General features: G+C 72.1%; 17 protein-coding genes. 9 read left to right on the plus strand and 8 right to left on the minus strand.

Annotated elements, in window-relative coordinates; translation table 11 throughout:
* Positions 1–49 precede the first annotated feature (49 nt).
* The gene (locus ABZY57_RS12980) at positions 50–313 is read right to left on the minus strand and encodes a WhiB family transcriptional regulator (protein ID WP_112450237.1); all 264 of its coding nucleotides are present in this window, start codon (positions 311–313) and stop codon (positions 50–52) included.
* Between the two features lie 660 nt (positions 314–973).
* Here ABZY57_RS12980 and ABZY57_RS12985 point away from each other — a divergent pair.
* The 3 genes from ABZY57_RS12985 to ABZY57_RS12995 are packed head-to-tail and all read left to right on the plus strand — an operon-like array spanning position 974 to position 3,836.
* Positions 974–1,525, plus strand: a complete 552-nt coding sequence (locus ABZY57_RS12985) for a cysteine dioxygenase family protein (RefSeq protein ID WP_356511164.1) — start codon at positions 974–976, stop codon at positions 1,523–1,525.
* Between the two features lie 50 nt (positions 1,526–1,575).
* Positions 1,576–2,535, plus strand: coding sequence for a 2-phospho-L-lactate transferase (gene cofD / locus ABZY57_RS12990; protein WP_356511166.1), 960 nt, complete (start codon positions 1,576–1,578; stop codon positions 2,533–2,535).
* Complete coding sequence (locus tag ABZY57_RS12995; RefSeq protein ID WP_356511168.1) at positions 2,532–3,836, plus strand: coenzyme F420-0:L-glutamate ligase; 1,305 nt, start codon at positions 2,532–2,534, stop codon at positions 3,834–3,836. Before cofD ends, ABZY57_RS12995 begins: the two co-directional genes overlap by 4 nt.
* Before the next feature lie 39 nt (positions 3,837–3,875).
* Here the strand turns inward: ABZY57_RS12995 and ABZY57_RS13000 are convergent, their stop codons facing one another.
* Together ABZY57_RS13000 and ABZY57_RS13005 are read right to left on the minus strand one after the other, a co-directional pair.
* A complete protein-coding gene (locus tag ABZY57_RS13000) occupies positions 3,876–4,958 on the minus strand; it encodes a DNA-3-methyladenine glycosylase 2 family protein (protein WP_356511170.1) in 1,083 nt (360 codons plus the stop codon).
* Positions 4,959–5,260: 302 nt separating this feature from the next.
* The gene (locus tag ABZY57_RS13005; protein WP_356511172.1) at positions 5,261–6,697 is read right to left on the minus strand and encodes a peptidoglycan recognition protein; all 1,437 of its coding nucleotides are present in this window, start codon (positions 6,695–6,697) and stop codon (positions 5,261–5,263) included.
* A gap of 149 nt (positions 6,698–6,846) precedes the next feature.
* On the opposite strand from ABZY57_RS13005, the gene ABZY57_RS13010 reads away from it, so the two are divergent.
* From ABZY57_RS13010 to ABZY57_RS13025, 4 genes are all read left to right on the plus strand, one after another.
* Complete coding sequence (locus ABZY57_RS13010) at positions 6,847–7,596, plus strand: TIGR03089 family protein (protein ID WP_356511174.1); 750 nt, start codon at positions 6,847–6,849, stop codon at positions 7,594–7,596.
* Positions 7,597–7,775: 179 nt separating this feature from the next.
* Positions 7,776–9,047, plus strand: coding sequence for an LCP family protein (locus ABZY57_RS13015; protein WP_356511176.1), 1,272 nt, complete (start codon positions 7,776–7,778; stop codon positions 9,045–9,047).
* A 222-nt stretch (positions 9,048–9,269) separates the two neighbouring features.
* Positions 9,270–11,006, plus strand: coding sequence for an LCP family protein (locus ABZY57_RS13020; RefSeq protein ID WP_356511178.1), 1,737 nt, complete (start codon positions 9,270–9,272; stop codon positions 11,004–11,006).
* Positions 11,007–11,107: 101 nt separating this feature from the next.
* The gene (locus ABZY57_RS13025; protein WP_356511180.1) at positions 11,108–12,787 is read left to right on the plus strand and encodes an LCP family protein; all 1,680 of its coding nucleotides are present in this window, start codon (positions 11,108–11,110) and stop codon (positions 12,785–12,787) included.
* 102 nt (positions 12,788–12,889) lie between these two features.
* On the opposite strand, the gene ABZY57_RS13030 is transcribed toward ABZY57_RS13025, so the two are convergent.
* A complete protein-coding gene (locus ABZY57_RS13030) occupies positions 12,890–13,915 on the minus strand; it encodes a glycosyltransferase family 2 protein (RefSeq protein WP_356511182.1) in 1,026 nt (341 codons plus the stop codon).
* 141 nt (positions 13,916–14,056) lie between these two features.
* Here ABZY57_RS13030 and ABZY57_RS13035 point away from each other — a divergent pair, with 141 nt between their 5' ends.
* On the plus strand, positions 14,057–15,586 hold the full coding sequence (locus ABZY57_RS13035) for an LCP family protein (RefSeq protein WP_356511185.1): 1,530 nt from the start codon (positions 14,057–14,059) through the stop codon (positions 15,584–15,586).
* A 12-nt stretch (positions 15,587–15,598) separates the two neighbouring features.
* Here ABZY57_RS13035 and ABZY57_RS13040 read toward each other — a convergent pair whose 3' ends face one another.
* Together ABZY57_RS13040 and ABZY57_RS13045 are read right to left on the minus strand one after the other, a co-directional pair.
* On the minus strand, positions 15,599–16,408 hold the full coding sequence (locus ABZY57_RS13040; RefSeq protein ID WP_356511187.1) for an SGNH/GDSL hydrolase family protein: 810 nt from the start codon (positions 16,406–16,408) through the stop codon (positions 15,599–15,601).
* 112 nt (positions 16,409–16,520) lie between these two features.
* Positions 16,521–17,063, minus strand: coding sequence for an acyl-CoA thioesterase (locus ABZY57_RS13045; RefSeq protein ID WP_356511189.1), 543 nt, complete (start codon positions 17,061–17,063; stop codon positions 16,521–16,523).
* A gap of 106 nt (positions 17,064–17,169) precedes the next feature.
* On the opposite strand from ABZY57_RS13045, the gene ABZY57_RS13050 reads away from it, so the two are divergent.
* A complete protein-coding gene (locus ABZY57_RS13050) occupies positions 17,170–18,519 on the plus strand; it encodes an LCP family protein (RefSeq protein ID WP_356511191.1) in 1,350 nt (449 codons plus the stop codon).
* A 76-nt stretch (positions 18,520–18,595) separates the two neighbouring features.
* Here ABZY57_RS13050 and ABZY57_RS13055 read toward each other — a convergent pair whose 3' ends face one another.
* Positions 18,596–19,678 (minus strand): NDP-sugar synthase, encoded by a 1,083-nt coding sequence (locus ABZY57_RS13055; protein ID WP_356511193.1) that lies wholly within the window; start codon positions 19,676–19,678, stop codon positions 18,596–18,598.
* A 251-nt stretch (positions 19,679–19,929) separates the two neighbouring features.
* On the minus strand, positions 19,930–21,102 hold the full coding sequence (locus ABZY57_RS13060; protein ID WP_266878075.1) for an acyl-CoA dehydrogenase family protein: 1,173 nt from the start codon (positions 21,100–21,102) through the stop codon (positions 19,930–19,932).
* Positions 21,103–21,317 lie beyond the last annotated feature (215 nt).

Here is a 21,317-nt window from a genome sequence, read left to right on the forward strand (position 1 = left end):
GTACCGCGGGCCCTGCCGTGGGCGCCGTTCGGTGCGCGCCGTGGGCGCTTCAGACGGCGGCCTTCTTCAGGCGTCGCCGCTCGCGCTCGGACAGGCCGCCCCAGATGCCGAATCGCTCGTCGTTGGCGAGGGCGTACTCAAGGCATTCGGAGCGGACTTCGCAGGCGAGGCAGACCTTCTTGGCCTCGCGGGTCGAGCCGCCCTTCTCGGGAAAGAAGGACTCGGGGTCGGTCTGGGCGCAGAGAGCTCGCTCCTGCCATCCGAGCTCTTCGTCCGCCTCCTCGACCAGCAGTTCCTGAACCAGCTCGGTCATGTGCGCCCCTCGCTCTGTCTGTGCGTCCCCGTGGTCATGCCGTCACTCATCGCTACGTAACGACACGAGTGAAATTACAAGTGCGGGGCTCCAGCGCAGTCAAGCCGAGATCTGCTATTGGGCCCCTTATTCACTCTGCGGAACCAAGCCTATGCAGAAAGTGTTCAAATCGCCAAAAATCGTGACACATGCCACAGGTGTCACACATGGGACTCCCTCTCCCGTGGTCGACGCGTCACTCTGTGGTGGGGTTCCGATCCGGCCGAAGAAGCGGCGCAGATCACATTTCAGCCACGGAACGACATCGCACGGCTTTACGGGTTTGAGAGCCCGCCACAGCGGACTGTGACGCGACTCGAAGCGCCACATCCCCTGGCTTCGACTGCACAAACCTTTCTCCGGGCACGGTAACCGGATGAGGTGAAACTTTTCCACCAAATCGGACATTGGGTTGACAGTCCGGCCCCCCACCCGGTCTTCTTGTAGCCATGTCAGCGCCCTCAGCCGCCACCCGAACCCCCATTCGTGGGTTCCTGTGCGCTGCCCAGGTTCGCTGTTGCTGTTGCAGCTGTTGATGCCTCGGGAGCTCCGGCTCCCCTGAGCTCCAGCTCGTCCCCGCAGCAACCGCCGCACGACTGACATCCGTCGAGGAACCCCCCGATGAACAGCACCAGCACCCTGAACGCCACCCCCGCCACCGCCCTGGCCACCGTCCCGGCGCGTGTCGAGAGCGACCTCCAGATCGCCGGCGACATCCTCTCCGTCCAGCACCTCCTGCAGCCCGCCCGCGAACACCCGGCCACCGTGTCCGAGTTCGTGGGCCTCGCGCGCTCCATCGCCGCCGACCGCTCCGAGTGGGAGCACCTGGTCCGGTACGACGCCACGACCCGCTGGTACCACCGCCTGCGCACCGGCCCCGGCTACGAGGTCTGGCTGCTCAGCTGGGTCCCCGGCCAGGGCAGCGGCCTGCACGACCACGGCGCCTCCTCCGGGGTGCTGACCGTCCTGGACGGCGAGCTCACCGAGCACACCGCCCGCGGCTCGCTCACCCTCGGCGCCGGCTCCCAGCGCGTCTTCGCCCCCGGCTACGCCCACGAAGTGCAGAACGACAGCCTCGACGGGGCCGTCAGCCTGCACGTGTACTTCCCCGGCCTGACCGAGATGCCGATGCACAACTGCTCTCCGGCCCGGCCCGAGGCCCTCGCCATCTGATCCAGGACGCCGCCTGCTGATCCCGGACGGCGCCTGACAGACTTCGCCGTATGCGCATTGTTGTTCTGGCCGGCGGCATCGGCGGCGCCCGTTTCCTCCGAGGTCTCCAGTCCGCCGTTCCCGACGCGGACATCACGGTCATCGGCAACACCGGTGACGACATTCACCTGTTCGGGCTCAAGGTCTGCCCCGATCTGGACACCGTGATGTACACCCTCGGCGGTGGCATCAACGAGGACCAGGGCTGGGGCCGCACCGACGAGTCCTTCACCGTCAAGGAGGAACTCGCCGCGTACGGGGTCGGACCGACCTGGTTCGGCCTCGGTGACCGCGACTTCGCCACCCACATCGTCCGTACGCAGATGCTCGGTGCGGGCTACCCGCTCAGCGCCGTCACCGAGGCGCTCTGCGACCGCTGGCAGCCCGGAGTCCGGCTGCTCCCCATGTCCGACGACCGGGTCGAGACCCACGTCGCGATCACCGACTCCCAGACCGGCGAGCGCCGGGTCGTCCACTTCCAGGAGTACTGGGTCCGGATGCGCGCCGCGGTGGACGCCGAGGCCGTCGTCCCCGTGGGCGCCGAGCAGGCGAAGCCCGCACCCGGCGTCCTGGAGGCCATCGCGGCCGCCGACGTGATCCTCTTCCCGCCGTCGAACCCGGTGGTGTCGGTGGGGACCATCCTCGCCGTACCGGGCATCCGCGAGGCCGTGGCCGCCGCGGCGGCTCCCGTCGTGGGGCTCTCCCCCATCGTCGGCGGCGCTCCCGTGCGCGGGATGGCCGACAAGGTGCTGGCCGCCGTCGGCGTCGAGTCCACCGCCTCGGCCGTCGCCCTGCACTACGGCACCGGACTGCTCGACGGCTGGCTCGTCGACACCGCCGACGCGGACGCCGTCGCCGAGGTGGAAGCCGCCGGCATCACCTGCCGGGCGGTGCCGCTGATGATGACCGACCTGGCCGCCACGGCGGACATGGCGCGGGCCGCGCTGGAACTGGCGGAGGCCTCCCGGTGAGCGCCCCGCACGGGCCCTCGTACGAGGTCCGGGCCCTCGGCGGGATCCCCGAGGTGCGGCCCGGCGACGATCTGGCGGCGCTGATCGCGGCCGCCGGGCCGGAGCTCCGGGACGGCGACGTCCTGCTCGTCACCTCGAAGATCGTCTCCAAGGCGGAGGGCCGGATCGTCCGCGCCGATTCGCGCGAGGCGGCGATAGACGCCGAGACCGTACGGGTCGTCGCGCGCCGGGGGGCGCTGCGGATCGTGGAGAACCGGCAGGGGCTGGTCATGGCGGCGGCCGGGGTCGACGCCTCGAACACCGAGGCGGGCACCGTGCTGCTGCTGCCCGAGGATCCCGACGCGTCGGCCGCCGCGATCCGGGCGGGGCTGCGGGAGCTGCTGTCCGTGGACGTGGGCGTGATCGTGACGGACACCTTCGGGCGGCCGTGGCGCACCGGCCTCACCGACGTGGCGATCGGCGCCGCGGGCGTACGGGTCCTGGACGACCTGCGCGGTGGCGCCGACGCCCACGGGAACCCGCTGAGCGCGACGGTCGTCGCGACCGCCGACGAGCTGGCCGCCGCCGGCGACCTGGTCAAGGGCAAGGCGGAGGGACTGCCGGTGGCGGTGGTGCGCGGGCTCGCGCACGTACTGGGCGAGGGCTCCTCGGGGGCCGATCTGGTGCGCTCGCCGGCCGACGACATGTTCCGGCTGGGCACCTCGGAGGCGGTACGGGAAGCGGTGACGCAGCGGCGTACCGTACGGGCCTTCACCGCCGAGCCGGTGGACCCGGGCGCGGTCCGGCGCGCGGTGGCGGCGGCCGTGACGGCCCCGGCCCCGCACCACACGACGCCGTGGCGGTTCGTCCTGCTGGAGTCGGCGGGTGCACGGCTGGAGCTGCTGGACGCGATGCGGGACGCCTGGATCGAGGACCTGCGCCAGGACGGGAAGTCCGAGGAGTCCATCGCGAAGCGGGTCCGGCGGGGCGACGTCCTGCGGGCCGCGCCCTACCTGGTGGTGCCCTGCCTGGTCATGGACGGCGCGCACGATTACGGGCACGCGCGGCGGGACGCGGCGGAGCGGGAGATGTTCGTCGTCGCGATGGGCGCGGGCGTGCAGAACTTCCTGGTGGCGCTGGCCGGGGAACGGCTGGGCTCCGCGTGGGTGTCCTCGACGATGTTCTGCCGGGACGTGGTGCGCAAGGTGCTCGGGCTTCCGGAGGACTGGGACCCGATGGGCGCGGTGGCCGTGGGGCACGCCGCGCTCGCTCCGGCGGAGCGGGCGGGGCGGGCGGCGGAGGAGTTCATCGAGGTGCGGTGACCCGCTGGTGCGGGCCTTGGACGGGTGGGGCGGGCGTCGTCAGAGCCTGCCGATGTCGCTCCGGGGCATCCGGGGGGCTCGGCGGGGCGGGGCGGCGCCGGCCAGGAGGATGAGCCGGGCCGCGCGGTGGCGCTGGCCGGCGTACGGGGCGAGGAGCTCCAGCATGGCGGCGTCGTCGGCGTCCCGGTCCCCGGCCAGGGCGTAGCCGACGATGCCGGGCAGGTGGAGGTCGCCGGTGGTGACGGCGTCCGCGGCGCCGTTGCTGCGCTGGAGGGTTTCGGCGGAGGTCCACGGGCCGATGCCGGGGATCGCCTCCAGCCGGGCGGCGGCCTCCGGAAGGTCCATGGCCGCGGCCTCTTCGAGGCGGGCGGCGAGGCGGGCCGCGCGGACGATGGTGGCGGAACGCTTGGCGTCGACCCCGGCCTTGTGCCAGTCCCAGGAGGGGATCAGGGTCCAGGTGCGGGGGTCGGGCATGACGTAGAGGCCGGTGCCGCCGCGGCCGGTGCTGTCCGGGGAGGGGCCCGGGGCCGGCTCGCCGTACTGGCGTACGAGGCGGCGCCAGGAGCGGTACGCCTCGTCGGCGGTGACCTTCTGCTCCAGGACCGTGGGGATCAGGGACTCCAGGACCAGGCCGGTGCGGGTCAGGCGCAGGCCGGGGCGGCGGCGGTGGCTGGCGTGCAGGAGGCGGTGGCGGGGGACGAAGGAGGCCGGGTCGTCGGCGGAGCCCAGCAGTTCGGGCAGGCCGTCGAGGATCCAGCCGGCGCCGGGGCCCCAGGCGGTGGCGGTCACCTCGGCCCCGTCCAGCATGACGCGGAGCGTGGCCGGGCCGCAGGGGGTCCGGCTGGCGCGCCAGACCGCTCCCGCGGTGGCGCGGAAGGTGGGGTCGCCGGGTCCGCGTCTGAGCGGGCCGAGGGTGAGGCCCAGGTCCACCGGGCCGGGTGGGGTCCAGGTGCGGGTGCGGGGCGTGCCCGGGGTGTCGGCCTGGGCGGGGCCCGTGCCGGGGGCCGGACCGGTGGCCCGGGCGGCGCCCGGGCCCTGGCCCGCGGGTGGGGTGGGGTCGGGCACGGCGGTGCGGCCGCCGCGGATGGCGTTGCGGGTGAGGGGGTCGTAGCGGCCGGCCATGTCTCCGAGCGTAGCCCCGCGGGGCCGTGCCCTCCCCCACCCGTCCCGTTCCCCGGGACTGTGCCCCGGACCCCGTGCCTCGAACGCCGGCGGGTTGGGTCTTCCAGCCCCTCCGGCGTGCGAGGAGCGGGGGTCCGGGGCGCAGCCCGGGGAACGGGCGAAGGGTGGGTAGGGGACCTCGCCCCGCAGGGCACGAGAAGCCGCACCCACCCACTCCGTGCCGGGACGGCAGTGGCGGCAGCGCCGACCGGCCACCGCCGGACGGAGTCCGGCGCAGCGGCGCGCCGAAGAGGGTGTGCCGCTCAGGGGCGGCCCTGGAGTTTGGCCGAGGCGGTGCGGGTGGGGGGGAGCTGGGTATAGAGGCGGCGGCCGGGGCATTCCGTGGCGAAGCCGTCCCGGTGGCCCGAGATGACGTTCAGGCGGACGTTGCTGCCCTTCGCGAAGAGGTTGCCGCCGCCCGAGCGGAGGGTGGTCTTCGCGCGGGGGTCCGCTCCGAAGAGGCCCAGCTTCCAGGCCGTGAGGCGGGCCACCGCGTCCACCGCCGCCTTGGGGGGAGCCGTGGACGCGAAGGTGCCGATGACCGCCACGCCCATGCTGTCCGTGTTGAAGCCCATGGTGTGCGCGCCGAGCACCGCCTTGGCGACTCCGCCCGCCCGGCCCTCGTAGACGGTGCCGCACTTGTCGACGGCGAAGTTGTAGCCGATGTCGCGCCAGCCGCTGCTGACCACGTGGTAGCGGTACAGGCTGCGCAGGACCGCGGGGGCGTCCTTGCAGGCGTAGTTGTTGCCCGAGGCGGTGTGGTGGACGAAGGCGGCCTTGACCGTGTTCGTGTAGACGAAGGTCTTCTCGCGGAGGCTCTCGTCCGCGCCCCATCCCTTCCGGGTGACGATCCGCGGGCGCGGACCGATGTACGGAGCGGCGGCCGCTTCGAGCCGGCTGTCGGCGAGAACGGCGTCGGCGGTGGAGTCGGCCTTGTTGAGGTCGGGGATCTCGTTGGCGCCCAGGGGGGCCATCGGGACGTTCGCGGAGGAGGACTCCGTCATCTCCATCGTCATGCCGGGGAGGAGGGCCAGTTCCCCCTTCTCGTCGTCGGCCGGGGTGGCGGGGTGGTCCGGTGCGGCCTCTTCGGACGTGCTGCCGTTCTTGCCGTCCGGCTGGGCGTGGGTGGAGTCTCCCGGGTCCACCAGTTCGATGCGCATGCCCGTCGGGAGCCCGCTGCTCACCACGCGGCCGCCGGGTTCCGCCTGGACGCGGACCTCGATGCCGTCGGACTGCCCGACCCACAGGGGGGCGGTGCTGCCGCGGACCCGGCCGGAGCTGCGTTCGACCGTGTCGGGGTCGGCCGCGTGTTCGCTGTTGTGGGTGTCGACCTCCTGCCATTCGGACCAGGCCGAGGTGGCCACGGAGCGGGTGCGGACCTGGACGCGGCCGTCGAGGTGGGTGCTCGCGTCGTCCCAGACGACACCGACCAGCGAGAAGGTCTTGACCTCGCGCGCCGACAGTCCCCGCGTCTCGGGCAGCCGGGGCGAGGTGCTCATGCCGGGGACCCCGGGGGTGCGGTCCGCCGCGGGTCCCACGGGGACGAGCGGCAGCGACTGGGTGGAACCGGCGGGGGCCGAAGGGGCTGCCGAGCCCGTGACCGCTGCCGGGTGTGCGAGGGCCGTGGAGGAGAGCGCGAGCGGCAGGGCCAGTGCGGCAGCCGTCGCGACGCCGATCGAGGAAGCAAGGAAGGCACGCATGGAAAGGATGCTGAGTACTCCCCGGGGCCGCCGCCATCCGAGAACTGACGTACCGTCCGGCCCGGCGGGGGTACCCCTCCCCCGTACGGGGGATCGTGCTGCGGCCGTACGGAGGAGGGGCGCGGGCTGCCCCGCGTAGGCTCTCGTCCGTGAACGCCACTGACCGCACCCCTGCCGACCTGCTGCGATCCGCGCTCGCCGCCGATCCCGGCCGCCCGCTCGTCACCTTCTACGACGACGCCACGGGCGAGCGCGTCGAATTGTCCGTCGCCACCTTCGCCAATTGGGTGGCCAAGACCGCCAATCTGCTCCAGGGCGACCTGGGCGCCGAGCCCGGCGACCGGCTCGCCCTGATGCTCCCCGCGCACTGGCAGAGCGCCGTGTGGCTGCTCGCCTGCGCCTCCGTCGGGGTCGTCGCCGAGGTCGGCGGGGATCCGGCGGACGCCGACCTGGTGGTGAGCGGGCCGGACACGCTGGAGGAGGCCGCCGCGTGCTCCGGGGAGCGGGTGGCGCTCGCGCTGCGGCCGCTGGGCGGGCGCTTCCCGCAGGCGCCGGCCGGGTTCGCCGACTACGCCGTGGAGGTGCCGGGGCAGGGCGACCGCTTCGCGCCCTTCCAGCCCGTGGACACGGACGGCCCGGGGCTGGTGGTCGGCGGCGAGGAGCTCTCGTACGCACGGATCTGCGAGCGGGCCCGCGAGGACGCGGCGAAGCTCGGCTTCGGCGAGGGGGCGCGGGTGCTGTCCCGGCAGGGCTACGACACCTGGGAGGGGCTCTCGGCCGGGCTCTACGCGGCGCTGGCCACGGGCGGCTCCGTGGTGCTGTGCCGCAATGCCGGGGACCTGGCGGACGGGGCGCTGGCGCAGCGGATCGAGAGCGAGCGGGTCACCCACACGGTCTGACCCCGCCCGACTCCGCCGTCACCCACTCCGCCCAACGCCGGATCTGGGCGATTTGTCACCCACATGGCCCTATCGCAGGTCGCGCCCCCGGGCCGCATCGATCACCCGGGGGCAGGATCGGCACAGGCCGTACTCACCCGTACGGCCCGTACCGGTTCGGGTGAGGGGACGGAACGCGAGTGACGGACAGTGCGGGCATACCGGGCGGCACCGATGCGGCCGGAGGCGGAGAGCCTCCGAACGGCCGCAGGCGGCGCCGGCTGCTGCGCTGGATCGGACTCGGGACCGGCCTGTTCGTCGCCGTCGGGACGGGCACGGGCTGGTGGATCTACTCCAAGCTCGACGGGAACATCGCCGAGGACACCTCCGCCGCCGCCGAGCTGCGGCGCTACGACAAGGAGCGCCCGGCCCACCTGGCGGGCGGCACGCAGAACATCCTGCTGATCGGCTCGGACTCCCGCACCGGCGCCGGCAACGCCCGGTACGGGCAGGACAAGGGCACGCAGCGCTCGGACACCACGATCCTGCTGCACCTGCCGGCGGACCGGAAGAGTGCGACGGCGGTGTCGATACCGCGGGACCTGATGACGGAGATACCCGCCTGCCTGAAGTCGGACGGCAACCGCACAAGGGAGCAGTTCGCCCAGTTCAACTGGGCCTTCGAGTGGGGTGGGACCGCCTGCACGGTCCGTACGGTCGAGGCGATGACCGGGATCCGGGTGGATCACCACATGGTGCTGGACTTCAACGGCTTCAAGAAGATGGTGGACGCCATCGGCGGGGTGGAGGTCTGCCTGAAGCGGCCGGTGGACGACACCGAGGCCAAGCTGAAGCTGCCGGCGGGCCGGCAGATCCTGCAGGGCGAGCAGGCGCTGGGCTTCGTACGGGCCCGCCACAGCCTGGGCAACGGCAGCGACACGGACCGGATGGAGCGCCAGCAGCTGTTCCTCGGGTCGCTCGTCAAGAAGGTGCAGAGCAACGGCGTGCTCCTCAATCCGGCGCGGCTGTACCCGCTCCTCGACGCGGCGACCTCCTCGGTGACCACCGACCCGGGCCTGGCCTCGCTGCGCGGGCTGTACGAACTGGTCCGGGGCGTGCGCGACATCCCGACCGACCAGATCAAGTTCCTCACGGTGCCGCGCCGGCCGTACGCCGCCGACGCGAATCGGGATGAACTCCTCCAACCGGACGCCACCCAGCTCTTCCAGCGGCTGCGGGCGGACCAGCCGCTCACCATCGCCCCGCCCGCGCCCGCGCCCACGGCCACGGCCACGCCCGCTCCGGCCTCCCGGCCGGCCGGGGGACGGGACGGCGAGCGGGACGAGGAGCGGGACGAGGCGGCGGCCGACGGGAAGGATCCCGCCAGGACGGACGCCCCGGGAACCGCGGAACCCTCCGGTCCCGTCCCCACATTCACCGGTACCACGGCCGGTGTGGCCGACTGCCGGTAAAGCAATCCCAAAAGCCGGTGCCCGGGCCGAGCTTGTTGGGGCGATTGCCCCGTTGTAAGTGCGTGGAATTCATCACCAGCATGGTTTGCGGCGAACCTGTCCGGATAAGGTGAGCGATCCGGCGCCCGGCCAGCACAGAGGCCGTGTGCCAGCAGCCGGATCGTTGACCGTGCGCCTGGGGGAGGCGCGTCGCGAAGCACCGACGGAGGATTCGAGCAAACCGTGGATGCGCAAAGCCGTGGCCGGGCCGACGAGATCGACCCCGCAGACCAGTGGGTACTCAACCCCCGCACCGGCAACTACGAGCTGCGACTGGAAGATTCCGCTGCGCAAGCACCCTCGCAGCGATCCGTCCCCCGCGCGGCCCCCCGCAGGGCCCCCGCCCCTCCCCGCTCCCCCGCGGCCCCGTCCCCCGCGGTCCCCGGACCGCGCCGCGGTGACGGCCCCCCGCCCGGCGGAGGCCGCCGCGGCGGGCGTTCGCGCAAAGTCGGTGGCGGGGGCCGCAAACGGGCCCTGGCCATCACCGGCGGAACCCTGGCGGTGCTGCTGATCGGCGGCTCGGTGGCGGGGTACCTCTATTACGACCACCTGAACGGAAACATCAGGGTCACCGACGTCGGTGACGCGGGCACCAGCGGCGGTTTCAAGAAGGACCAGCCGATCAACATCCTCGTCATCGGCACGGACAAGCGCAGCGGTACGGGCAACGAGGGGTACGGGGACGCCGGCAGCGTCGGCCACGCCGATACGACGATCCTCTTCCACGTCTCGAAGGACCGCTCCAACGCCACGGCGCTGTCCATCCCCCGCGACCTGATCACCACCCTGCCGGTCTGCCCCACCAAGCAGCCGGACGGTTCGACGAAGGACATCCCCGGCGAGCGCGGGGCCCGCTTCAACACCAGCCTCGGGCAGGCGGGCCGCGACCCGGGCTGCACGATGCGCACGGTCAAGGAGCTCACCGGGATCCAGGTCGACCACTTCATGATGGCCGACTTCAACGCGGTCAAGAACCTGAGCACGGCGGTCGGCGGGGTGCCGGTGTGCGTGGCCAAGGACGTCAACGACAAGGACTCCAAGCTCAAGCTGACGGCGGGCGAGCACCGGCTGCAGGGCGAGCAGGCGCTGGCCTTCGTCCGCACCCGGCACGCCTTCGGCAACGAGAGCGACCTCGACCGCATCAAGACCCAGCAGCAGTTCCTCGGTTCGATGATGCGCGAGATGAAGTCCAAGGAAACCCTGACGAGTCCGAAGAAGTTCTTCTCCCTCGCGGAAGCCGCCACGAAGTCGCTGAGCGTGGACTCGGGGATAGGGTCGATCGGAAAACTCACCGATCTTGCGGGCGAGTTGAAGAACATAGACCTCAAGAACATCACCTTCACCACGCTTCCGGTCCTCGACAATCCGGCGGAGAAGATCAAATCCACCGTGGTCGTCAACCAGGCACAGGCCGAACCGCTGTTGCAGATGATCCGCGGGGACGTCTCCCTCACCGAGGTCGAGAAGAAGGAACAGGCTGCGAAGGACGCGGCGGCCTCGGACGCGAAGGCCAAGCTGGACGCCCTCCTGCAGGGCACCCGCGCGGCGGCCAAGGACGTCCGGGTCGACGTCTACAACGGCGGCGGCCCGGCCGGATCCGCGTCCGGCACGCTGAACTGGCTGCAGAACACCAAGGGGGTGCCCAAGTCCAGCAACCTGGGCAACGCGCCCGCCAAGGTGGATGCCACGCAGCTGGAGTACGCGCCCAACCAGGCCGACCAGGCCAGGGCGCTGGCGGACATGATGGGGCTGCCGGCGACGGCACTGAAGATGGGCACGGCCGACGCCGCGCCCAGGACGCCGATGAAGTTGACCCTCGGCGCGGACTTCAAGGGGGCGGGGGTCTCCTTGACGGCGCCTCAGAAGGCGCCCGAAGGCGTCCAGCGGGTCGAGGCGGACAAGGCCGTCTGCGCCAAGTGACCGACAGGCGGGCCGACCGGCCCTCCGCGGTCACGAAATGACGTGCCGGAAACCGTCGGACCGGCACACTACCGACACACAGTGATCGTGATGGGGGACGCGTGAGGCACAGCAGCGTGCAAGGAGAGGGGGCGCCGGGACGGGCCGGCGACGGCATATCCGGCGCCGGCACCCGTCCGACGGCCACCAGTGCCGTACCGGCGCCGAGGTCGGCCTCCGGCCACCGCCGCGGCGGGGGCGGGGGCGGGGGCGGCAAGCGCCCGACCCGGCGGGGGCGGCGCCGCGTACTGCGCTGGACGTCCTCCATCCTGGCGCTGCTCATACTCGGGACGGCGGCGGCCGGTTACCTCTACTACCGCCACCTCAACGGCAACATCCGCAGCGGCCAGCGCCTGAGCGGCGACAGCGGGGTCGCCAGGGGCGAGGCCGACGCCGCGGGCCGGCGCCCGATCAACATCCTGATGCTCGGCTCCGACCTGCGCGACGAGGCGAACGCGAAACTCGGCGGCGGCTGGGACATGATCGGCGGCCCCGTGCGGGCCGACGTGCAGATGCTGGTCCACATATCGGCGGACCGGAAGAACGCCTCGATCACCACCGTTCCGCGCGACACCATCGTGGACATCCCGGAGTGCACCGATCCCGCGACGGGCACCAAGTACAAAGCCACCAAGATGATGATCAACGAGAGCTTCGCGCGCGGGGGTCCCGGCTGCACCCTGGCCACCTGGGAGAAGATGGCCAACGTCTACATCGACCACTGGATGCTGATCGACTTCGTCGGTGTCGTGAGCATGGCCGACGCGATCGGCGGCGTCGACGTCTGCGTCAACCAGAACGTCTTCGACCAGTCGAAGCCGGGGTCGGGCACGGGCGGCTCCGGCCTCAAGCTGAAGGCGGGCACCACCAGGGTCCAGGGCGAGCAGGCGCTCCAGTGGCTGCGCACCCGGCACGCCTTCGGCAGTGACATGGGCCGGGCCAAGGCGCAGCACATGTACATGAACTCGATGATGCGCGGGCTCAAGAGCCAGAACGCCTTCACCGACCTCCCCCGCCTCACGGGCCTGGCCGAGGCGGCCACGAAGGCGCTGAAGGTCTCGGAGGAGATCGGGTCGGTCAAGAAGCTCCTCGACCTCGCCCTGCTGCTCAAGGACGTGCCGGTCAACCGCATCACGACGGCCACGATCCCGGTGCTGCAGGCCCCGAGCGACAAGGACCGGCTGATCCTCAACCCGACGGACGCCCCGAAGGTGTGGAAGCTGATCCGCGAGGACGTCGCCATGGACAAGAACGGCGCCCCGGCGGCGGCCGCGAGCGGATCGCCCTCGCCGCCCGCGCCCTCGTCCGCGCCGAGCTCGCAGCCGGCCTCCGACCCCGCGAAGGTCGCCGTACAGGTGGTCAACGGCACGGGTGTCGGGGCGCCGCCGGTGGGCAAGCGGGCCACGGCCGTCGCGGGCCAGCTCGTCGCCAAGGGGTTCGCGCTGGCCAAGGCGGACACCACGCTCATCCCGGAGAAGGCGACGGTCGTCCGCTACGGCACGGACGCCCAGGCCGCCGACGCGCAGAGCGTGGCCGCGGCGCTCGGGATCCCCGCCGCCTCCGTGCAGAAGTCGCCCTCGGCAGCCAAGATCACGGTCCTGGTGGGCGCCGACTGGCGCGAGGGCACCGTCTACCCGCAGCAGGCGCCGCCCGAGGCCGGCTCGGTCCCCGAGACGGCCGACGTGCTCAACGGCACGGACACCAGCTGCATGGACGTCTACGGGCCGTACCAATGGAAGTGAGACGCCGGAGGACGGGCTCAACGAAACGCTGACGCCTTCAAGCACCGAAAGGGGTGGCCCGGTCCGACGAGGACCGGGTCACCCCTTTCGTGTGGAGCGGGCTCAGAGCTCGGCGGCGTCCCGGCTCACCGACGGGCGGCGGCTCGCGATGACCTTGGCGGCGAGCGAGCGCGGGCTGGTCAGGAAGCCGTAGCCCCAGCACATGTGCATGGTCGCCAGGGCGACGGGGATCCGCAGCCGGGCCCCCGGCGACAGCCCCTTGCCGGCCGGGAGGGAGCCGGCGGTGATCGCCGCGAGGTAGCCCGCCGGAACGACGAAGCCCCACGGGGTGAGGGCCGCTCCGACGACCAGACCGGCGGCGATCGCGCAGACGGCGGCCGGCGGGGCGAGGTAGCGCAGGTTGATGGAGCCCGAGTGGTAGCGGGCCACCACGTGGCGCCAGCGCCCGTAGTCCTTGTACTGCTTGGCGAGCGCCCGCACCGAGGGCCGCGGTCGGTACTGGACCTTCAGATCCGGCGAGAACCAGATCAGCCCGCCGGCCTCGCGGATGCGGAAGTTCAGCTCCCAGTCCTGGGCGCGGATGAACTCCACGTTGTACCCGCCGGCGGCCTCCAGGGCCTCCCGGCGGAACACCCCGAGGTAGACGGTGTCGGCGGGGCCGGCCTTGCCCCCCGTGTGGAAGGCGGCGTTGCCGACGCCGATCCGCGAGGTCATCGCCGCGGCTACGGCGTCCTCCCAGGCGTTCTCGCCCTCGGCGTGCATGATGCCGCCGACGTTCTGCGCGCCGGTCTCCTCCAGGAGGCGGACCGCGGTGGCGATGTAATCGGGGGAGAGCATTCCGTGGCCGTCCACGCGCACCACGATCGGATGGCGCGAGGCCTGGATGGCCGCGTTGAGGGCTGCGGGGGTGCGGCCGGTGGGGTTCGGGACGGTGTGGACCCGGGGGTCCTCGCGTACCAGCTCGGCGGCGATCTCGTCGGTACGGTCCTTGGACGGCCCGAGGGCGATCACCACTTCCATCTCACCCCCGTACTCCTGTCCGAGGATGTGGTGGACCGAGTCGCGCAGATGGCGCTCCTCGTCGAGTACCGGCATGATCACCGAAACTGCGGGCTGCTGGACGGGCATGTGGTCCTTCAAGGTCGGGTATCGGTGTCACGTTACCGCGTACGGGGGAACCGGGTGCGCGCCGGATGAGCAGTACGGACAACGGCTGATCGTATGGACCTACTGTTCTGACGAATCTGCCGAACGTGCGAGGTGTCCCCCGTGCCCCAGCCGCACCGTCCCACCCGACCCGCCCTGCCCGCCCGGTCCGCCCGGCCGTCGCAGCGCGCGCCGCGGCCCGGCGGTCCGGCAGCGCCCCGGGCGGGCGGGAACCGGCCTGCGGACAGACCCCGTTGGGGGGTCCGGCTCGCCGCCGGGCTGTCGCTGCTCGTCCTGGGGTCGGGCGCCCTCGGGCACGCCGTGATGACCGGGCTGGACACCGGCATCCAGCGCGTGGACCCCTTCAAGGACATGAAGAACCGCCCGCAGGCCGGGCACGGGGTGAACTTCCTCCTCGTCGGCACCGACGGCCGCGACAAGATCACCGCCGAGCAGAAGCGCGAGTACCGGCTGGGCGGCGCGCCCTGCCACTGCACCGACACCGTCATGCTGGTCCACCTCTCGGCGGACCGGGCCCGGGCCAGTGTGGTCAGCCTCCCCCGCGACAGCTTCGTGGAGCTGCCCGCGCACGTGGACGGCTCCAGCGGCAAACCGCACGGGGCCCACCCCGTGAAACTCAACGCCGCCTACGCCGAGGGCGGGCCCCAGCTGACCGTGCGCACCGTCGAGAACATGACCCGCGTGAAGATCGACCACTACCTGGAGGTCGACTTCACCAGCTTCATGAAGACGGTCGACGCCATGGGCGGCGTGGAGATCTGCACCGCCAAGACCATGCACGACCCCAGCACCGGTCTCGACTTGCTCCCCGGTACCCACCGGCTCAGTGGCGGCCAGGCCCTGCAGTACGTGCGCTCGCGCCATGTCGACGGGGCCTCGGACCTCGGCCGGATGCAGCGCCAGCAGCGGTTCATCGCCGCCCTGATCAAGCAGGCCACCGGGGGCGGGGTGCTGCTCAACCCCGTCAAGTTCAAAGAGGTCAGCTCCACCCTGCTGAGCTCGGTCCGGGCCGACAGGGGCTTCGGCTCGGAGCAGATGCTGGCGCTCGGGCAGGCGATGCGCGATTTCACCCCGTCCTCCTCGGAGTTCGCCTCCGTGCCCGTCGGCAACCCCTCCTTCCCGGTCAAGGGCATCGGCTCCACCGTGAAGTGGGACGAGGCGAAGGCCGCGAAGCTCTTCCAGGCGCTGCGCGAGGACCGGCCGATGGCCCCGCCGCCGGTTGCCGCCGCCGGGCGTCCGGTGCGCCGGGAGCCGGCGGTGCCGGTGGACGTGCCCCCGGGGCAGGTCCGGGTCCAGGTGGAGAACGGCACCCGGATCGACGGGCTGGGCACCCGGGTGGACTCGGCGCTGCGCGCCACCGGCTTCGACACCACGCGGGCTCCGGGGAACGGCGCGAGCCGGGAGGTCAAGCGCACGGTGATCACCTACGACCCGCGCTGGGACCGGTCGGCCCGTACGGTTTCCACCGCGCTGCCCGGCAGTGAGATGCGGGCCGTGCGGGGGCAGGGGCGGACCATCGTCGTCATCGCGGGCGCCGACTACCGCAAGGTGGTGGCGGTGCGCGCGGAGGACCCGTACCAGGGCGAGTTCGGTGTGGTCACCGGTGACCAGGTGGTCTGCGGCGGCTCCTGACGGCGCCGGCCCTCAGCCGAACCAGCGCGCGGCGTGGGCCTGCTCCAGGGCTTCGTAGAAGGCGTCCGCCACCTTCGCGTACCCGCTGTCGTTCGGGTGCAGGCCGTCGGCCAGCTCGGCCGGCATGGACGCGTCCGCCCGGTCCGCGGGTGTCAGCCAGGGGGCCTTGACGAACTTGAAGTGCCTGCCCTGCTCCTGCTCCCGTGCCTCGATCCGCTTGAGGCGCCGGTTGTAGGCCGCGATCGGCTCGGAGATGTCCTGGTCCTTCGAGCCGGGGGTCGAGGGGACCAGCCCCTGCATGATGACGGTGACCTCCGGGCGCAGGGTGAAGATCCGGTCGACCAGTTCCTCGGCCTCGTCCGCGGCCTGGTCGGGGTCGCCGCCGCGGTTCAGGTTGTTGAGGCCGATGTGGAGCAGGACCACGTCGGGCCTGGCGGCCGCGACCCACCGGTCCACCCCGGCCCGGAGCCGGCCGACGGTGTATCCGGGGTGCCCCTCGTGCTCGTTGTCGGCCATGGGGCCCTGGGCGCGGGAGCCCACGAAGTCGATGGCGTACGCCGAGTGGCCGGCGACCAGACGCCCCAGCGGCAGCCGGTAGCCGCCGAAGTCTGAGCTCCCCACTCCCGCGGTCGTCGAAGCGCCGAGGGGCATGACGCGCACCGTGCGGGGCGCACGCGTCTCGGAGGAGGCCTCGGGGGAGGCCGTCGGGGACGGCGGGGCCACGGCGGGGGCCTGGTCGGAGGCGGCCGTCAGCAGCGGAACCGAGACGGCGAGACCTGCGAGGCCGGCGACGCCTGCGAACACGGCCGAGCGGCGTTTCATGAGGCCTTCCGGGTGGGGCGGGGCGGCTGATGCGGGCGGAACGGCGCACCGGGACGGGAGCGCGGGCCCGAAAGCGCGGGGGGACTCGGGAGCGCGGGGAGAAGCGGGCGCACTAGACGTCGGCGTCCAGTCCCTGTGCGGAGCGCTCTTCCCGCAGGTCGCGGATGGCCTGGCGGCGGGCGAGCCGGTGGGTGCGCCGGATCTGCGCCTCCTGGTAGCGCCGCTCGTCCCGCTCGGTCTCCCGGATCACCTGCGGGACCTGGCGGGGCTTGCCGTCGGCGTCGACCGCGGTGAAGACCAGGTAGGCGCTGCCGACCTGGGTGGCGGGGGTGGACTCGTTCCACCGCTCCGCGAGGACGCGTACGCCGATCTCCATGGAGGAGCGGCCGGTCCAGTTGCACTGGGCCTTGACGTGGACGAGGTCGCCGACGCGGACGGGGGCCAGGAAGGCCATCTCGTCCATGGAGGCGGTGACGGCCGGGCCTTCGGAGTGGCGGCCGGCCACGGCGCCCGCCGCGTCGTCCACCAGCTTCATGATCACACCGCCGTGCACCGTGCCCAGGAGGTTGGTGTCGTTGGCGGTCATGATGTGGCTCAGCGTGGTGCGGGAAGCCGAGATCGGCTTCCCGCGCAGCTCGCCCGGTATCTCTGTCATGGAGACAGCTTAAGTGCGGCCCGCCGGCATCAGCTCTGCAACAGCACCGGTACGAACAGCCGCCGGGGCTGTTCCGCGGCCCTCCCGGCCAGGCATTCTTGGGCACATGAGTGACTGGGACGGGTGGAGCGGCGAGCAGGACCAGCGTGGCCGCCGCGATGACGGGTACGGCCGCGGCAGCGGCCAGGCGGAGCCGGAAGGCGCACGGCGGATGAGGCACGTCCAGCGGCCCGGCCCCGGCGCCCAGGCGTCCCGGCTTCCCCAGCAGCCGCCGCAGCCCCCGCGCGGCCCGGCTCAGCCGCCGGCCGGGCCCGCCTACGTGCCCCCGCAGCAGGACGGCTCGTACAGCGGCGGCGGCTACGACAGCGGCTACAACACCGGCCAGGTCTACGGCGGCGGCCACGGCGGCCGCCCGCCCGCCGGGCCTCTCGGGCAGGGGCCTGGCGGCCCCGGCGGCCCGGTCCGGCCGGCGGCGGCCCCGGACTGGCGCAAGCGGATCAAGATCGGCTCGATCGTGCTGGTCTCGGGCCTGCTCGTGACGGGCATCGGCACGTACTTCTGGGCCGACTCCAACGTGCGCCGCGAGGTCGACCTCTCCAAGGTCATCGAGCGCCCGAAGGAGGGCGACTGCACGACCTACCTGATCGTGGGCTCCGACAGCCGTGAGGGCATGTCCGCCGAGGACAAGAAGAAGCTCCACACCGGCTCGGCCGAGGGCAAGCGCACCGACTCGATGATGATCCTCGCCAAGTGCTCCAGCGGGAACACGATGATCTCCCTGCCGCGCGACTCGGACGTGGAGATCCCGTCCTTCGTCGGCTCCGAATCGGGCAAGAAGTTCGCGGGCACGGGCAAGCGGACCAAACTGAACGCGGCGTACGCGCAGGACGGCCCGGAGCTGCTGGTGCGGACGGTGGAGTTCAACACCGGCCTGCGCATCGACCACTACGCCGAGATCGGCTTCGCCGGCTTCGCGAACATCGTGGACGCGCTGGGCGGGGTGGAGCTGAACATCGAGAAGGGGTTCAAGGACGAGAAGTCCGGGGCCGACTTCAAGGAGGGCACCCAGACGCTGAACGGCGAGCAGTCGCTGGCCTACGTACGGACCCGCTACGCCTTCGCCGAGTCGGACCTGCAGCGGACCAAGAACCAGCAGAGGTTCCTGTCGGCGCTGGCCAGCCAGGCGGCGACCCCGACGACGATCCTGAACCCGTTCTCGCTGTACCCGGTGCTGGGCGCGGGCCTGGACACGCTGATCGTGGACAAGGACATGTCGCTGTGGGACATGGGGTCCATGTTCTTCGCGATGAAGGGCATCAGCGGCGGTGACGGCGTGTCCATGAACATGCCGATCTCCGGTCAGCGCGGCGGCAACCTCGTCTGGGACAAGGCGAAGGTGCAGCAGCTCGTCCAGCAGATCCAGAAGGACGAGAAGGTCACCGTCCGCGGGAACTGAGGCGGGAACCGGCTCCGCGGGAGCCGGTCACGGAGGCGGGGCGCCCGGGTCCGGGCGCCCCCGCTCCGGAGAGGGCCTAGGCGTCGGGGGAGAACCGGATCGCCGCGTCGGGCAGCCGCGCGCCGCACCAGATCCGGGCGCCGGAGCGGAGCTCGTTGTCGGCCCCCACGACGGCTCCGTCACCGATGACGGCGGCGTCCAGTACGGTCCGGGCGCCCACGGAGGCGCCGGCGCCGATCAGACTGGCGGACACCTGTGCGTCGGGTCCGACGACCGCGTCCGCCAGCACGATGGAGCCCTGGACGACCGCACCCGCCTCGACGCGGGCTCCGGCGCCCACGACGGTGCCCCCCGACAGCTTGGCGCCGGGCGCCACGTGGGCTCCGGGCAGGACGAGGGACTCTCCGCGGCGTCCGGGGACGGCCGGGGAGGTGACGACCCCGCGGACCAGGTCGGCGGAGGCCTGGATGATCGCCTCCGGCTTGCCGAGGTCCATCCAGTACGTGTTCTCGGTGACCCCGTGCAGGGTGGCCCCGGAGGCGAGCAGGCCGGGGAAGGTCTCGCGCTCCACGGAAACGGACCGGTCGGCCGGGATGGTGTCGATCACGCTGCGCCGGAAGACGTAGCAGCCGGCGTTGATCTGGTCGGTGATGATCTCCTCGGGCGTCTGCGGCTTCTCGGTGAAGGCCAGCACCCGCCCGTGGGCGTCGGTGGGGACCAGGCCGAAGGCGCGCGGATCGTCGACCCGGACCAGGTGCAGGGAGACGTCGGCGTCGGCCGCCTTGTGCGATTCGACGAGCCCGGCGATGTCCAGGCCGGTGAGGATGTCCCCGTTGAAGACGAGCACGGAGGAGTCCGGGCCTCCGGTGAGCAGCCGCGCGGCGTTGCGGATGGCGCCGCCGGTGCCCAGCGGCTCGTCCTCGACGACGTACTCCAGGTGGATGCCGAAGGCGGATCCGTCCCCGAAGTAGGGCTCGAAGACCTCGGCGAGGTAGCAGGTGGCCATCACGATGTGCGTGACGCCGGCCGCGGCGGCGCGGGCTATCTGGTGGGCGAGGAAGGGAACACCTGCCGTGTGGACCATCGGCTTCGGCGTGTTCACCGTGACGGGGCGCAACCGCGTCCCCTGTCCGCCGACCAGCAGGATCGCTTCCGTCATTTGCGTTCTCCCCAACCGGTTCCGGCGTACGAAGGTCCAAATTTAGCCCATCCGAGTGGCGTCCTCGGGGCCCGAGGCGGATGGACGGTCCGGGCCGCACACCCGCGGCGCCGAAGCGCCCGGCGTGCCCCCAAATGACCGGGCCGCGCGGTCGCCCCGCGCGGAGCGCCCCGGGCGGGCGCCCGGCCCCGCACGCGAACGACCCCCGGCGCGGTGTCAGGGGTCGTTCGCGTTGGCGCAGGTCAGGCAGGCTACGGCAGGTTGCGGGCCATGACGATCCGCTGCACCTGGTTGGTGCCCTCGTAGATCTGGGTGATCTTGGCGTCGCGCATCATGCGCTCCACCGGGTAGTCCCGGGTGTAGCCGTAGCCGCCGAGGAGCTGGACGGCGTCCGTGGTGACCTCCATGGCCACGTCGGAGGCGAAGCACTTGGCCGCGGCGCCGAAGAAGGTGAGGTCCTCGTGCGGGCCGCCGCCGGAGACGCGCTCCGAGCGGGCCGCGGCCGAGTAGGTCAGCTGGCGGGCGGCCTCGATCTTCATGGCCATGTCCGCGAGCATGAACTGCACGCCCTGGAAGTCGCCGATCGGCTTGCCGAACTGCTTGCGCTCCTGGACGTAGCCCTTGGCGTAGTCCAGGGCGCCCTGGGCGATGCCCAGCGCCTGGGCGGCGATGGTGATGCGGGTGTGGTCGAGGGTCTTCATCGCGGTGGCGAATCCGGTGCCCTCGGCGCCGATCATGCGGTCGGCCGGGATGCGGACGTTGTCGAGGTAGACCTCGCGCGTCGGGGAGCCCTTGATGCCGAGCTTCTTCTCCGGGGCGCCGAAGGAGACGCCCTCGTCCGACTTCTCGACGACGAAGGCACTGATGCCCTTGGAGCGCTTCTCCGGGTCGGTGACGGCCATGACCGTGTAGTACTCGGAGACGCCGGCGTTGGTGATCCAGCGCTTGACGCCGTTGAGCACCCAGAAGTCCCCGTCACGCACGGCACGGGTCTTCATGCCCGCGGCGTCCGAGCCCGCGTCGGGCTCGGAGAGGGCGTACGAGAACATCGCGTCGCCCTTGGCCAGCGGGCCGAGGTACTTGGCCTTGAGCTCCTCGGAGCCGGAGAGGATCACCGGGAGCGAGCCGAGCTTGTTGACCGCCGGGATCAGGGAGGAGGACGCGCAGACGCGGGCCACCTCCTCGATCACGATCACGGTGGCGAGGGCGTCGGCGCCCGCGCCGCCGTAGGTCTCGGGGACGTGGACGGCGTGCAGGTCGCTGGCGACGAGGGCGTCCAGGGCCTCCTGCGGGAAGCGGGACTCCTCGTCGACCGCGGCGGCGAAGGGCATGATCTTCGCCTCGGCGAGCGCGCGGACGGACTCGCGGAGCATGTCGTGCTCCTCGGCCGGGCGGTACAGGTCGAAGTCGGCAGAACCCGCCAAGATCTCTCACTCCCCAGGTGGTGCGTGGTGTTAACTACCGTTAAGTAGCCCAAGCTTAGTGTCCGGCCGCCGACCGCGACACGGCCGTCGCACGTGAGTTGCATGACAGCGGAGCCGGTGAGGGCGTCGGGCACGCGTCGACGGGGTGTCCGCGGGGTGGCGGGCCGGTGGCGGACTCCGGAATGCATCCCCGGCCACCGGCCCGACTATGCTCG

Origin of the sequence: Streptomyces sp. NPDC006450, from assembly GCF_040612195.1 — a bacterium.
In the GTDB taxonomy this organism is placed as follows: domain Bacteria; phylum Actinomycetota; class Actinomycetes; order Streptomycetales; family Streptomycetaceae; genus Streptomyces.